The organism is Pseudophaeobacter arcticus DSM 23566 (genome assembly GCF_000473205.1).
Classification (GTDB): domain Bacteria; phylum Pseudomonadota; class Alphaproteobacteria; order Rhodobacterales; family Rhodobacteraceae; genus Pseudophaeobacter; species Pseudophaeobacter arcticus.
In genome coordinates this window covers 3001476-3015053 of record NZ_KI421507.1, presented here as the reverse complement: position 1 = coordinate 3015053, position 13578 = coordinate 3001476, and the positions used below count along the sequence as shown (strand labels likewise).

Below are 13578 nucleotides of genomic sequence, written 5' to 3'. Positions count from 1 at the left end.
GGTTCTTGATGGATCTTATCCTCTCTGCAATCGAAATCCTGATGCGCTGGGACGTGGCGCTGGCACTGCTTGCGGGCTCGGTCGGTGGTGTGCTGATCGGCGCGATCCCCGGCGTTGGCCCGGCGGTGGCCATCGCCATCCTGCTGCCTGCGACCTTTTCCATGGATCCAATCGTGGGCCTGACGGTACTGTTGGGGATCTATGGGTCCTCCATGTATGGCGGCGCCATCCCGGCTATTCTGATCAATACGCCGGGCACTGCGGTGAATGCGCTGACCACCTATGATGGCTACCCGATGACGGCGCGCGGTGAGCCGCGCCGGGCGCTCAGCCTGGCCTATTCGGCCAGTTTTTTTGGCGGTGTCTTCTCAGTCATCTGTCTGATCCTGTTTGCGCCGCTGCTGGCCAAGGTGGCGCCGATGTTTGGCAGCCGAGAGATTTTCCTGGCTGCCCTGTTGGGGCTGATCCTGGTGGTGGTGGCGCATCGCGGCCAGGCCTTGATCGCTGGCGCGCTGGCCTGTCTGGGGATCTTTTTGAACACCATCGGCATGGAGCCGGTGAAATACACCCAGCGCTACACATTTGATCAGGATTTCCTTGGTGGAGGTGTGAACCTGATCGTGGTTGTTCTGGGCCTGTTTGCGCTGAGCCAGGCCTTTGTGCTGCTGATGGATGAGGACGAAAAAGTCCATATCACCAATCTGCGTGGCGGTATGTTCCAGGGCCTGCGCGAACTGGCGCGGCATCCGCGGGTCACTACCGTATCAGCCAGCTTTGGCGTGTTGATGGGGATGATCCCCGGGGTTGGTGAATTCACGGCTCAGTTCATGTCTTATACCTATGCGCAGAAGACCTCCAAACGGCCCCAGGATTTTGGCAAGGGGTCTTCCGAGGGGTTGATCGCCGCCGAGACTGCAAACAACGCGGTGCCTGCTGCCGCCATGGTGCCGCTTTTGGCCCTGGGCATTCCGGGCGAGGCACTGACGGCGATGATGCTGAGCGTGTTTTACGTGCATAACGTGGTGCCGGGGCCGGGGCTGTTTCAGAACGACATGGATTTTGTCGTGGCGCTGTATCTGGCGCTGCTGATCCTCAATGTGCTGGTTCTGGGCTTTTTGCTCGTCGCCACCCGGGCGCTGGTTCAGGTGGTGAAAATCCCCAATCGCTTTCTTGGCGTCTGTATCCTGACGCTCAGCTTTGTGGGGGTGTATTCGCTGCGCAATTCCGCCACCGACTGTCTGATCGCGGCGGGCTTTGGTCTCTTTGGCTTTATCCTCAAACGCCTGTCCCTGCCGGCGGTGCCGATCATCCTGGGCATGGTTCTGGGCGGCATTATGGAGGTCAAGCTGCGCTCGGGCATGGCCCGGGTCAAAGAGCCGCTGGATTTCATCGACCGACCGATATCGTTCATTCTTTTCATCATCATCATCTTGGTTCTTGCGAGTCATATCCTGCGCGTCTGGCGCGATCGCAAAGAGCTGAAGGAGGCCGAATGGCAGACCAAAACCGCATCAACCAGCTTCGGAAAGCTGATGTCGCGCCGCAAAAACTCTTTCTTGAAGGATCGTGGGAAAGAGGTTCGGGGACGCCACTCGAAGTTACTTCGCCGATTGAAGGGGCTGTTCTAACCACGCTTGAGGGCGCCTCTGCAACAGATGTTGAACGCGCTGTCGCTTCGGCGCGGCGGGCCTACGGCGATGGCCGCTGGGCGGGGCAGTCCCCCGCCGCACGGAAGAAAGTGCTGCACCGCATTGCTGACCGCATCGAGGCCGAAGCGGTAGAACTGGCGGTGCTGGGTGTGCGCGACAATGGCACCGAATTCAACATGGCACTGAAGGCCGAGCCGGGCTCGGCGGCGGGCACCTTTCGCTATTACGCCGAGGCCCTGGACAAGGTGGCGGGCGAGGTGGCACCGACACAGCCGGATGTGCTGGGGCTGGTGCATCGCACCCCGGTCGGTGTGGTCGGCGCCATTGTGCCCTGGAACTTCCCGCTGATGATTGGCGCCTGGAAGCTGGCACCGGCTCTGGCCATGGGCAATTCCGTGGTGTTGAAGCCGGCGGAAACGGCCTCGTTGACGCTGTTGCGTCTGGCGGAGATCTGCGTCGAATGTGGCCTGCCGGATGGGGTGTTCAACGTCGTCACCGGCAGTGGTGCAGAAACCGGCGCAGCCTTGGCGATGTCCATGGGCGTGGATGTGCTGACCTTCACCGGGTCGGGCGGCACCGGGCGTAAACTGCTGGAGGCCTCGGCGCGGTCCAATCTGAAACGCTGTTATCTCGAACTGGGAGGCAAATCCCCCAATATCGTCTTTGGCGACGCCCCCGATTTGCAAAAGGCTGCCCGGGTCTCTGCCTTGGGGATTTTCCGCAATTCCGGTCAGGTCTGTGTGGCAGGATCGCGTCTGCTGGTTGCGGCCTCGGTGCATGATGAATTTGTGGCGCTGTTGAAGGCTGAGGCCGAGGCCCTGCGGGTGGGCGATCCGCTGGATCTGGGCAACCAGATCGGCGCGGTGAACTCCGAAGAGCAGCTGCGGCGCAACCTGTCCTTTATGGATATGGCTCGCGCCGAGGGGGGGCAGGTGATCACCGGTGGCGCCCGCATCCTGGCGGAGACCGGCGGCAGCTATATGGCGCCTACCATCGTGACCCATGTGGCGCGCGATCATGCCCTGTTCCAGCGCGAGGTTTTTGGGCCGGTCCTGTCCGTCACAAAGTTTGACACCGAGGCCGAAGCCCTGAGCCTGGCCAATGCCACGGATTTTGGCCTGGCTGCGGGGGTCTGGACCTCTGATCTGTCGCGGGCCCATCGTATGGTTGCGGGGATCCGAGCCGGGGTTGTCCATGTGAACACCTATGGCGGGGCGGACAATACGGTTCCTTTGGGTGGCGTCGGGCAATCTGGCAATGGGCACGACAAATCGCTGCATGCGCTTGATAAATATGTCGATCTGAAGACGGCCTGGATCCAGTTGTGAGGGATGCTGTGAACAGGTTTTGCAATGCAAAACCTGTGGCCTCCGGCGGAGGTATTTGGCGTAAGATGAAAGAGGTGGCGCCATTGGCGTCGGGAGGGTGACATGACGGCTGCAAAAACAATCCTGGTCGCAGGGACCTATGATACCAAGGATGATGAGCTGCATTATCTGGCGGAAATCATTCATGGCCAGGGGGGGCGGGTCTTGTCGATGGACGTGAGCGTCCTGGGGGATCCCAGCCGGCCTGCAGATGTCAGCAAGCATCAAGTGGCTGAGGCGGGGGGCAGCTCGATTGAGGCGGCAATTCGCTCGGGCGATGAGAATACCGCGATGCAGATCATGGGGGCTGGAGCCGCAGCCAAGGCGCTGGAGTTGTATCGCGCCGGGCAAATCCATGGGGTGATCGTGCTGGGTGGCACCATGGGCACGGATCTGGCGCTGGATCTTTGTGCCGCGCTGCCCCTGGGGGTGCCCAAATATGTGGTCTCTACCGTCGCTTTTTCGCCGCTGATTCCACCGGAGCGGATTCCGGCAGATGTGCAGATGATTCTCTGGTCTGGCGGTCTTTTTGGTTTGAACTCGATCTGCAAGGCGGCGTTGAGCCAGGCTGCGGGCGCGGTCTTGGGGGCTGCGCGAGCGGTTGAGGCGCCGCGCCGGGAGCGGCCGTTGATTGGCATGACCTCCTTTGGCAAAACGGTGCTGCGCTATATGGTGACGCTGAAACCCGCCCTGGAGGCGCGTGGATTTGAAGTGGCGGTGTTTCATGCCACTGGCATGGGCGGGCGTGCTTTTGAAAGTCTTGCCAGTGACGGCGCCTTTGCGGTGGTTATGGATTTTGCACCACAAGAGGTTTCAAACCATTTGTTTGGCGGGCTGTCCGCCGGGGCGAATCGCCTGACCAGTGCGGGGCAGGCCGCAACACCGCAACTGGTGGCTCCGGGCTGCTACGATCTGGTGGATTTTGTCGGATGGCAAGGGGTGCCGGTGCAGCTTGAAGGGCGTCCGACCCATGCGCATAACAGGCTGTTGTCCTCGGCGGGGCTGGAGGCTGGAGAGCGTCGCGTGGTGGCGCAAAGCCTGTGCAAGAAACTGTCGCAGGCGCAAGCTCCGGTGGCGTTTGTCCTGCCGAACCAGGGCTGCAACGAGTGGGACCGCCCCGGAGGCGATCTCCATGATGCTGAGGGGCTTGCGGTGTTTTGTGATGAGATGCGCAGCCTTTGTCCTGACACTGTTGAGTTGCACGAGCTGGATTGCCACATCAACGACGCGGAGTTTTGTGACCGGGTGTTGGAGATCTTTGACAGCTGGGTTGCTAGCGGTGTGGTCTGCGCCACAGTATAGGCCGACATAGGCCGACATAGGCCGACATAGGCCGACATAGGCCGACATAGGCTGAACAAAGCGGGCTGGCCTGAACCGGCAAGGCCGACCCGGGCGGAGACAATTTTGAAGGGGAGGCGCTGTGCCAGCCAATTCTGAACTGTCATCTGGCACTTGCACAGAGCATCAAGGTCAAGGGGGGCATCTGCTGGGAGCAGCTGTTCCCTTTTTGCGTTCTCCCCCAATCCCGTTATTCCGCAGTGCGGCATTTCCCTGACGTCGCGCAAGTTTATTGCTTGATCACGGCGATGCTCTTGCCTAGGGTGCCTCAATTATGTGGAACCTAGTTCTGCATAGTGGAATTTACGACCCGCACCTTGCCGCCGCCAAACCGTACTGGGAAACCAGGGGCTGTGACGCAGGGTTCTGGGGGGCTGCATTGCGGAGGGGCTTGGCCTGGTGACTTGGCCTGTGCTGAGATTGGAAAAAATAGTGAGGGCCAGGCTGGGTGAATGCTTGGCGGGCCTGCAGAAGAGAGGAAAGTCGAATGACAGATGCCATCGCATACGAGCGCATTGGAGAAATCGCGGTTCTGAAAGCACAGAACCCGCCGGTAAATGCGCTGGGCTTTGATATTCGCGAAGGCCTGCTGGCCGGGATCGAACGGGCAGAAAAGGACGGCGCCAAGGCGGTGCTGATCTATGGCGATGGCCGCACCTATTTTGCCGGGGCTGACATCACCGAATTTGGCAAACCACCACGTGGTATCTTTTTGCCTGACCTCTGCGCCCGCATCGAAGCGTCACCTTTGGTGGTGGTTTCTGCGCTGCACGGGACCGCTCTTGGTGGTGGACTGGAGGTGGCACTGGCCTCGCATTACCGCATTGCTGTTCCCGCGGCGCGGGTGGGGCTGCCCGAAGTTCTGATTGGGGTGATGCCCGGTGCCGGTGGCACCCAGCGCCTGCCGCGTTTGATTGGTGTTGAGGCCTCTGTGGATGTCATCACATCGGGTCGTCAGGTTGGCGCCAAGGAGGCGCTGGCCTTGGGCATTCTGGATCGCATCGAAGAGGGCGAGCCGCGCGAGATCGGCCTGGCCTATGCCCAGGAATTGCTTGAGAGCGGCGCCGCCCGCCGCCCCATCAGCGAAATGCCTGCTCCAGAAGCCGTTGATTTTGACGCGCTCTATGACAGTGTTTTGAAAAAAGGCCGGGGGCTGCTGGCGCCTGCCGTTGCGGTACGGGGCATTCAGGCCTGCTGTGAGCTGCCTTTTGATGCGGGCATGAAGCGCGAGCGCGAATTGTTCATGCAGCTGATGGATACCGATCAACGTCAGGGCATGATCCATGCCTTCTTCTCGGAGCGCGCTGTCAGCAAGCTGCCTGAGCTGAAAGGCATTGCCCCCCGTGAGCTGGCGTCGATTGGTGTTATCGGTGGTGGCACCATGGGCGCAGGCATTGCCACAGCGGCATTGCTGTCTGGCCTTCCGGTGGTCATGCTGGAGATGAGCGACGAGGCGGCAGAGGCTGCAAAAGGCCGCATCGCGGGCAATTTGCAGGGTGCCTTGAAGCGCGGCAAGATTTCCGAGGCGCAGTTCGCCCAGCTTACCGAAGAGGCCCTGACCCTGGCCACCGACTATGACGCCTTGAGCGATGTGGATCTGGTGATCGAGGCGGTCTTTGAAGAGATGAGCGTCAAGAAAGTGGTTTTTGGCAAGCTGGATGCTGTCTGCAAGAAGGGCGCAATCCTGGCCTCCAACACCTCGTATCTGGATGTGAATGAAATTGCCGCCTGCACCTCGCGCCCCGAGGATGTGATCGGGCTGCACTTCTTCTCGCCAGCGCATGTGATGAAGCTGCTGGAAATTGTTGTCGCCGACAAGACCGCCCTGGATGTGGTTGCCACCGGGTTTGCCCTGGGCCAGCGGCTGAAAAAGATCTCGGTCCGCGCCGGGGTTTGCGATGGCTTTATCGGCAACCGTATTCTGGCCACCTATCGCAAGGCGGCAGACCATATGGTGCTGGATGGGGCCTCGCCCTATCAGATCGACAAGGCGCTGACTGATTTTGGCTTTGCCATGGGTCCCTTTGCCGTGGCCGATCTGGCGGGGCTCGACATTGGCTGGGCGGTGCGCAAACGCAAACGGGCCGAAGGCATGGACCCCCGTGATCGCGACAGCGACTATATGGACAAAGTCTGCGAAGCTGGCAACTTTGGCCAAAAGACCGGCAAGGGCTATTATGTCTACGAGGCCGGTAAGCGCGGCGGCACGCCAAACCCCGAGATCTCTGATCTGATCGCAGCGGAACGCGCCGCAAAAGGCATCACGCCGCGGATCTTTACCGATGAAGAAATTGTCACCCGGTATATGGCGGCAATGGTCAATGAGGCCGCGAAGGTTGTCGGCGAGGGCATCGCCCGCCGTCCGCTGGATGTCGATATGACGCTGCTGTTTGGCTACGGCTTCCCGCGCTATCGCGGCGGGCCGCTGAAATGGGCAGATATGGAAGGCTTGGACAAGGTTCTGGCCACGATCAAAAATGCTGCGCAGGAAGACGACTATTTCTGGGAACCTGCGCCCCTGCTCGAAAAACTGGTGGCCGAGGGCCGCTCCTTTGACGATCTCAACAAGGAATAAAGTAAATGAAACAAGTCGTTATTGTCTCAGCCGCCCGTACCGGACTGGCCAAATCCTTCCGGGGATCTTTCAACATGACCCATGGCGCCACCATGGGCGGTGCGGCGGTTGAGGCCGCAGTTGCCCGCGCTGGTATCGAGGCTGCCGAGATCGAAGACTGCATCTTTGGCTGCGGCACGCCCGAAGGCGAAACCGGCGCCAATATTGCCCGTCAGATTGCTTTGCGCGCCGGCATGCCGGTGACCACATCAGGGCTGACCGTGAACCGGTTCTGTTCTTCTGGTTTGCAGTCCATCGCTTTGGCCGCGCAGCAGATCATCTGCGAGGGTGCGGGTCCGATGGTTGCAGGTGGGGTGGAAAGCATCTCGATGGTGCAGCCCAAGGCGCGCTCGGTCAAGGAAGCCTGGCTGGAGGAGCATAAGCCTGCAACCTATATGACCATGATCGAAACCGCCGATATCGTGGCGCAGCGCTATGGTATCAGCCGCGAAGATCAGGATGCCTATGGTCTGCGCAGCCAGCAGCGCATTGCCGCAGCCCAAGAGGCGGGTCTGTTCGCGGATGAGATCGTGCCCATGACCACCACCATGGCGGTCAAGGACAAGGAAACCGGCGAGATCTCGATGAAGGAAGCGCTGGTAGACCGGGATGAGTGCAACCGCCCGACCACCACGCTGGATGGTCTGGGCAGCTTGGCTCCGGTACGCGGCGAGGGCAATTTTGTCACCGCCGGCAATGCCAGCCAGTTGTCTGATGGCGCGGCTGCCGTGGTCCTGATGGACTCCAAAGCGGCTGAGAAACGCGGGATCGAGGCCATGGGCGCCTTCAAGGGTTTTGCGGTTGCAGGCTGTGAGCCTGACGAGATGGGCATTGGCCCGGTGTTTGCCGTACCACGCCTGTTGGAGCGCCACGGTCTGACTGTGGATGACATCGACATCTGGGAGCTGAACGAGGCCTTCGCCAGCCAGGCGCTGTATTGCCGCGACCGCCTGGGCATTGACGATGAGAAATGCAACGTCAACGGCGGCTCGATCGCCATTGGACACCCCTTTGGCATGACGGGTGCCCGGATGACCGGCCATATTCTGCGCGAAGGCAAGCGTCGCGGTGCCAAGCTGGGCGTTGTCACCATGTGTATTGGTGGCGGCATGGGCGCCGCAGGCCTGTTTGAGATCTACTGATCTAAAGCGTTTAAACTAACTAGGGAGCGCCCATATGACCCATCGAGGGTCACATGGGCGCGCCCCGGCCTGTGGGCCGGGGGCGGCTTTCGGGGAGGAAGCACCAAATGGATCTGAATTACTCAGTTGAAGAGCAGGCCTTTCGCGCCGAAGTGCAAGAGTTTCTGGCACAAAAACTGCCAAAGGAAATGTCCGATGCCATGCGCCTTGGGCATGATCTTGGCAAAGAAGGGCATGAAAAATGGCATGCCATTCTGAACGAACAGGGCTGGTTGGCGCCAAACTGGCCCCAGGAATTTGGCGGCTGCGAGTGGAACGCGGTACAGCGCCATATCTTTGAAGAAGAATGCTGCCGCGCCAATGCGCCCCGTATCGTGCCCTTTGGTCTGGCGATGTTGGCACCGGTGCTGCAGAAGTTTGGCTCCAAGGCGCAGCAAGATCACTATCTGCCCCGCATTTTGTCTGGCGAAGACTGGTGGTGTCAGGGCTATTCCGAGCCCGGTGCCGGATCGGATCTGGCCAGTCTGAAAACCCGCGCCGTGCGCGAGGGCGACCACTATGTGGTCAACGGCCAGAAAACCTGGACCACTCTGGGCCAATACGCCAACTGGATCTTTTGCCTGGTGCGCACTGATCCAGATGCAAAACAGCAGGCCGGCATTTCGTTCCTGCTGATCGACATGAACACCCCCGGCATCGAAGTGCGTCCCATTATCCTGCTGGATGGCACCCACGAGGTGAACGAAGTCTGGTTTACGGACGTCAAAGTGCCGGTGGAAAACCTGGTGGGTGAGGAAAACAAAGGCTGGACCTATGCCAAATACCTGCTGACCCACGAGCGGACCAATATCGCCGGTGTTGGCTTTAGCAGTGCTGGCCTGGAGGCGGTGAAACGCATGGCGCGCAGCCAGATGCATCGCGGCCGGCCCCTGATCGAGAACCCGCATTTTGCCGCCCGTGCGGCACGCGCCGAGATTGATCTGATGGCCATGTCGACCACCAACCTGCGGATCATCTCGCGCGCGGCCTCAGGCCAGGCGCCGGGTGTCGAAAGCTCGATGCTCAAGGTGAAGGGGACGGAAATCCGTCAGGAAATCAATGACCTGGCGCGTCGTGCAGCGGGTGCCTATGCGATGCCATTTGTCTCGGAGGCGCTGGAAGGCGGCAATGAGCCGGACATGGGGCCGGAAGGCAGCGCAGCGGCCGCTCCGCAGTATTTCAACAATCGCAAACTTTCGATCTTTGGGGGCTCCAACGAGGTCCAGAAGAACATCATTGCCAAAGTCAAACTGGGAGGCGGGGCATGAACTTTGATCTGACAGACGAACGTCAAATGCTGCAGGACAGCCTGCGTCGGTTCCTGCGGGACAACCAGGACGGGCTGCGCGCCAGCACCCGATTGGGCGATACGGAAAACACCCTGGGTTTTGATGCGGGGATTTGGGGCAAACTGGCTGAGCTGGGCGTTATCGGCGCGCTGTTCAGCGAAGAGGATGGCGGCTTTGCCGGTGCGGGTTTTGACCTCACCACCGTTTTTGAGGAACTGGGGCGCGCCGGCGCCGTAGAGCCGCTGCTGGATACCGCTATCCTGGGTGGTGGCCTGATCGCGGCGCTGGGAAATGAGACGCAAAAAGAGCTGGTGGAGCAGGTGATCGGTGGCGAATTGCACCTGGCCCTGGCCCATGGTGAACCCAACAGCCGCTATGATCTGGCCCAGGTGGAAACCACGGCTCAAGTCGACGGCGATGACATCGTTCTCACCGGGCGCAAGGCCGTTGTGATCAATGCCGAAGCTGCCGACTACCTGGTTGTTTCTGCGCGTGAATCCGGTGCTGCCAGCGATGAAGACGGGATCTCTTTGTTCCTGGTGCCGCGTGACAGCGCAGGCCTGTCGCTGCGCGGCTATGCACTGCTGGCCGGTGGCCGGGCGGCTGAGGTCGATTTGGACGGGCTGCGGCTCTCTGCGGATGCCCGGCTGGGGGCTGCGGGCTCTGCCTATGCGGCGCTGAAACGGGCCACCAACCGCGCCGAGGTGGCTTTGGCTGCCGAAACGCTGGGCGCGATGGAAGCGGCAACCGAGCTGACGCGGGAATACCTGCTGACACGGCAACAGTTCGGGCGGCCAATTGGCACGTTCCAGGCCTTGCAACACCGGATGGCCACCCTGCTGATCGAGCTGGAACAGGCACGCTCAGCGGTGATCAATGCTGCGGGTCACCTGGACGGCTCTGCTGCGGAACAGGCCTTGCAGATTTCAGCGGCGCGCAATCTGATTGGCCGCGCGGGCCGTTTGGTCGCTGAGGAAAGCATTCAGCTGCATGGTGGTATTGCCATGACCGAAGAGTACGAACTGGCCCATATCGCCAAGCGGATCGTGATGGCGGACCACCGGTTTGGTGACACCGATACTCAGCTGGAGCGTTTTATTGACCAAAGCGCGGCCTGAGGCAGATCAAGCGGAAACGGGCCAGTGTGACGCTGGCCCGTCAGAAACGGACCTGACCTTCCAGATCGAAGATCCGGGGGTGCAGCAACTGGTCGGCTATAAGACCACGATTGACCGGCGGGATGGTTCCTGCCGGGTTACCTTGGATCTGGCGCCGCCGCACCTGAACCGCCATGGCATCCTGCATGGCGGTATCGTGGCGACGGTTCTGGATGTGGTCTGCGGCAATACCGCCTCGCAGTTTTTTGATCCTGAAAACCACGCTGCCCTGGTCACTGTATCGCTGACCTTGTCCTATGTGGCGGCAGCACGCCAGGGGCGGGTTACAGCCACGGCACGGGTCACCGGCGGGGGCGCCTCCATTGCGCATCTCTTGGGGGAATTGCACGACGAAGAAGGTCGGCTCTTGGCGACAGCCACGGGTGTGTTCAAAAGGATCAGAAAATGACTGTCCTGGCCCGCGTGGAAGATCAGGGGGATCGCGCCGTTGTGGTGAACATGAATGCCACGCGTCGTGGTGCCCTGTCACCCGATCTCTATGCCGCGATCAATGATGCGGTGGCCTTGGCGCAAGAGCCGCGCATTCGTGCCATTTTGCTGACATCCGAGGGCGGATTTTTCTGCGCAGGCGGTGATTTGAACGTCCTGATCGAACGGCGGACCCTGAGTGAGGCGCAGCGGCGCGACAAGGTCGATGAGCTGCACGGGTTGATCCGGGCGCTGCGCGCAGCTCCGGTGCCGGTGATTGCCGCCGTTGAGGGCGGTGCCGCAGGCGCTGGCCTGTCGCTGGCGCTGGCGGCGGATCTCATCGTGGCCGAGGCGGGCAGCAAATTCACCGCAGCCTATGTCAAGGCGGGGCTGGTGCCGGATGGGGGGCTGACCTCTGCTTTGGCGCGCATCCTGCCGCGTCCGCTGGCTATGGAGATGTGCCTGCTGGCACGCCCGGTGACGGCGGAACGGATGGAGGCACTGGGGGCTGTGAACCTGGTGGTTCCGGGGGATCAGGTCCTGGCCTCGGCGCAGGCGCTGGCGGACACTCTGGCCAAGGGGCCACCAGAGGCACAGCGGGTGATCCGTCAGATGATGTCCGAAGCCTATGAGACAAGCGAGGCGGCGCAGCTGGACCGGGAGCGCAACGCCATGGCCGCAGCGGCTGGCGCACCCGAGGCCGGCGAGGGCATCGCGGCCTTTCTGGAAAAACGAGCCCCGCAATTTGGCATAAAATAGCCCTGTGCTCAAACCGGTTTGCGGCAGACTTTGCGGCAGATCTGGGTAGCAGACAAACATACGGAAACAGGTGGGGAGCCGCAGTGATGAAGTACTGGCATGATCTATTGGCAGCGCAGGCAGACGCGCGCCCCGAGGCGGCAGGGTTTTCCGATAGTCTCGGCGTTAGCTGGAGCTATGGCGCGCTGGCTGCGGCTGCGGCAGAGCTGTCACAGGTGATCAGGCAGGCGGGGGTAAGACCCGGCGACCGGGTGATGGTGCTGGCCGAAAACTGCTGCGCGGTGGTGGCCGCGCTAATGGCGAGCTCGCAATGTGGCGCCGTGGCGGTGCCGGTCAATGCCCGGATGAGCAGCGGCGAAGTGGATCGTATTCTCGATCATGCCCGCCCTGTGGCGGTGTTGATCTCCAGCCAGATCGAAGGCAGTGCGCAGAGCCATGCGGCGCGGCTGGATGCGACGGAAATCACCGGCTCTTTTGGTGCCATGCACATGGCCTGCCCCTATCCCAGTTCCGCCGATGCGCCTTCGGGCGTTGCTGTGTTGCTTTATACAACGGGCACAACCGGAGCCCCAAAGGGGGTGATGCTGACCCACAAAAACCTGCTCTTTGGCGGTAAGGCCTCTGCCGAGCTGCGCAATATGGTGCCGGGCGATGTGATCTATGGGGTTCTGCCAATGACCCATGTGTTTGGTCTGGCATCGGTGATGACAGCCTCGATTTATGCCGGGGCTGAGGTCTGGCTGGAAGCGCGGTTCTCGGCTGAAAAGCTGTATAAGGCGCTGCGCCGTGGGGTGACCCGGCTGTCGGCGGTGCCGCAGATGCATGCTCTGGTGATGCAATTTGCCAAGGAACAGGGGCTGGACCAGCTTGATAGCCCGGTGTTGCAATACGTCTCCTCCGGGGCCGCGCCGCTTGACCCGGACTGGAAGCGCCGCGCCGAGGCCTTTTATGGTGTGGCGCTGCAAAACGGCTACGGCATGACCGAAGCCACGGCTGGCGTCTGCGCCACCAAAAACAGCAGTCTGGGAAATCCGGATATATCGGTTGGGCCACCGCTGCCCGGTGTGGAACTGCGCATTGATGAAAGCGTGGCGGGGGGTGGCGATGGCATTGGCGAGGTGCAGATACGCGGCGACAATGTGATGCTGGGCTACTATCGCAACCCGGAGGAGACCGCGCAGGTGCTGGATCAGGACGGCTGGCTGCGCAGTGGCGATCTGGGGCGGCTGGATGCGCAGGGGCTCTTGCATATCGAGGGGCGCTCAAAAGAGTTGATCATCCATGGCGGGTTCAATGTTTTCCCACCAGAGGTCGAAGCCGCGTTGAATGCCCATCCGCAAGTGGTGCAATCCGCCGTGGTCGGGCGGCGCAGCAAGGGCGATGAAGAGGTTCTCGCCTTTGTGCAGGTCTGCGAAGGAGACCGGCCTGACCCGGCCGATCTGATGCAGTTCGTGCGGGGGCAGTTGGCCGGATACAAATGCCCGGCGCAGATCGTTTTGACCGAGGCCCTGCCAGCAGCCCCTACCGGGAAAATTCTGAAACATAAGCTGTTGGAGCATTTTGCGCAGCAGCTGCGGTGATGTCTTCTTGCTCCTGGGCCAGATTGCCTGGGCCAGATTGCCATGCCGGATTTCCAGGCCAGACTGCGCGCAAAGTGAACAGGTGCCGGGGCGCAGCTACACGGCTTGGGCACAGGGGTGGGCGCAGGGCTTGGGTAGACGGCTTGGGCGATGTAAAACGGGTCCTGTAAAAGGATATGCGAGGGACATTGCCCTCGCCTTTGGTCTTGCAG

10 protein-coding genes are annotated in these 13578 nt (G+C 61.1%); all 10 read left to right on the top strand.

The features are described 5' to 3' along the window. The first annotated feature begins 8 nt into the window (after positions 1–8). Positions 9–1628, top strand: a complete 1620-nt coding sequence (locus ARCT_RS26520) for a tripartite tricarboxylate transporter permease (RefSeq protein ID WP_036785148.1) — start codon at positions 9–11, stop codon at positions 1626–1628. Beyond that, positions 1511–2977, top strand: coding sequence for an aldehyde dehydrogenase family protein (locus tag ARCT_RS27660; protein ID WP_154665464.1), 1467 nt, complete (start codon positions 1511–1513; stop codon positions 2975–2977). The genes ARCT_RS26520 and ARCT_RS27660 overlap by 118 nt, the downstream gene beginning before the upstream one ends. 102 nt (positions 2978–3079) lie before the next feature. Then, entirely contained in the window at positions 3080–4318 is a 1239-nt protein-coding gene (locus tag ARCT_RS0118775; RefSeq protein WP_027241453.1) for a Tm-1-like ATP-binding domain-containing protein, read from the top strand. 526 nt (positions 4319–4844) lie between these two features. Further along, positions 4845–6932 carry an FAD-dependent oxidoreductase gene (locus ARCT_RS0118770; RefSeq protein WP_027241452.1) on the top strand — a complete coding sequence of 696 codons (2088 nt, stop codon included), beginning with the start codon at positions 4845–4847 and terminating at the stop codon, positions 6930–6932. A gap of 5 nt (positions 6933–6937) precedes the next feature. Further along, complete coding sequence (locus ARCT_RS0118765) at positions 6938–8113, top strand: acetyl-CoA C-acyltransferase (RefSeq protein ID WP_027241451.1); 1176 nt, start codon at positions 6938–6940, stop codon at positions 8111–8113. A gap of 107 nt (positions 8114–8220) precedes the next feature. Then, a complete protein-coding gene (locus ARCT_RS0118760) occupies positions 8221–9420 on the top strand; it encodes an acyl-CoA dehydrogenase family protein (protein ID WP_027241450.1) in 1200 nt (399 codons plus the stop codon). Further along, a complete protein-coding gene (locus tag ARCT_RS0118755) occupies positions 9417–10559 on the top strand; it encodes an acyl-CoA dehydrogenase family protein (protein ID WP_027241449.1) in 1143 nt (380 codons plus the stop codon). Before ARCT_RS0118760 ends, ARCT_RS0118755 begins: the two co-directional genes overlap by 4 nt. Beyond that, positions 10540–11007, top strand: a complete 468-nt coding sequence (locus tag ARCT_RS0118750; protein ID WP_084300904.1) for a PaaI family thioesterase — start codon at positions 10540–10542, stop codon at positions 11005–11007. The genes ARCT_RS0118755 and ARCT_RS0118750 overlap by 20 nt, the downstream gene beginning before the upstream one ends. Beyond that, positions 11004–11786 carry an oxepin-CoA hydrolase, alternative type gene (locus tag ARCT_RS0118745; RefSeq protein WP_027241447.1) on the top strand — a complete coding sequence of 261 codons (783 nt, stop codon included), beginning with the start codon at positions 11004–11006 and terminating at the stop codon, positions 11784–11786. The genes ARCT_RS0118750 and ARCT_RS0118745 overlap by 4 nt, the downstream gene beginning before the upstream one ends. A gap of 86 nt (positions 11787–11872) precedes the next feature. Continuing rightward, complete coding sequence (locus ARCT_RS0118740) at positions 11873–13366, top strand: class I adenylate-forming enzyme family protein (RefSeq protein WP_027241446.1); 1494 nt, start codon at positions 11873–11875, stop codon at positions 13364–13366. Positions 13367–13578 lie beyond the last annotated feature (212 nt).

Excerpts from the sequence above, each read along its gene's own strand:
- ARCT_RS26520 (WP_036785148.1), top strand. The coding sequence starts at position 9 with ATGGATCTTATCCTCTCTGCAATCGAAATCCTGATGCGCTGGGACGTG.
- ARCT_RS0118775 (WP_027241453.1), top strand. The coding sequence starts at position 3,080 with ATGACGGCTGCAAAAACAATCCTGGTCGCAGGGACCTATGATACCAAG.
- ARCT_RS0118770 (WP_027241452.1), top strand. The coding sequence starts at position 4,845 with ATGACAGATGCCATCGCATACGAGCGCATTGGAGAAATCGCGGTTCTG.
- ARCT_RS0118765 (WP_027241451.1), top strand. The coding sequence starts at position 6,938 with ATGAAACAAGTCGTTATTGTCTCAGCCGCCCGTACCGGACTGGCCAAA.
- ARCT_RS0118760 (WP_027241450.1), top strand. The coding sequence starts at position 8,221 with ATGGATCTGAATTACTCAGTTGAAGAGCAGGCCTTTCGCGCCGAAGTG.
- ARCT_RS0118755 (WP_027241449.1), top strand. The coding sequence starts at position 9,417 with ATGAACTTTGATCTGACAGACGAACGTCAAATGCTGCAGGACAGCCTG.
- ARCT_RS0118745 (WP_027241447.1), top strand. The coding sequence starts at position 11,004 with ATGACTGTCCTGGCCCGCGTGGAAGATCAGGGGGATCGCGCCGTTGTG.
- ARCT_RS0118740 (WP_027241446.1), top strand. The coding sequence starts at position 11,873 with ATGAAGTACTGGCATGATCTATTGGCAGCGCAGGCAGACGCGCGCCCC.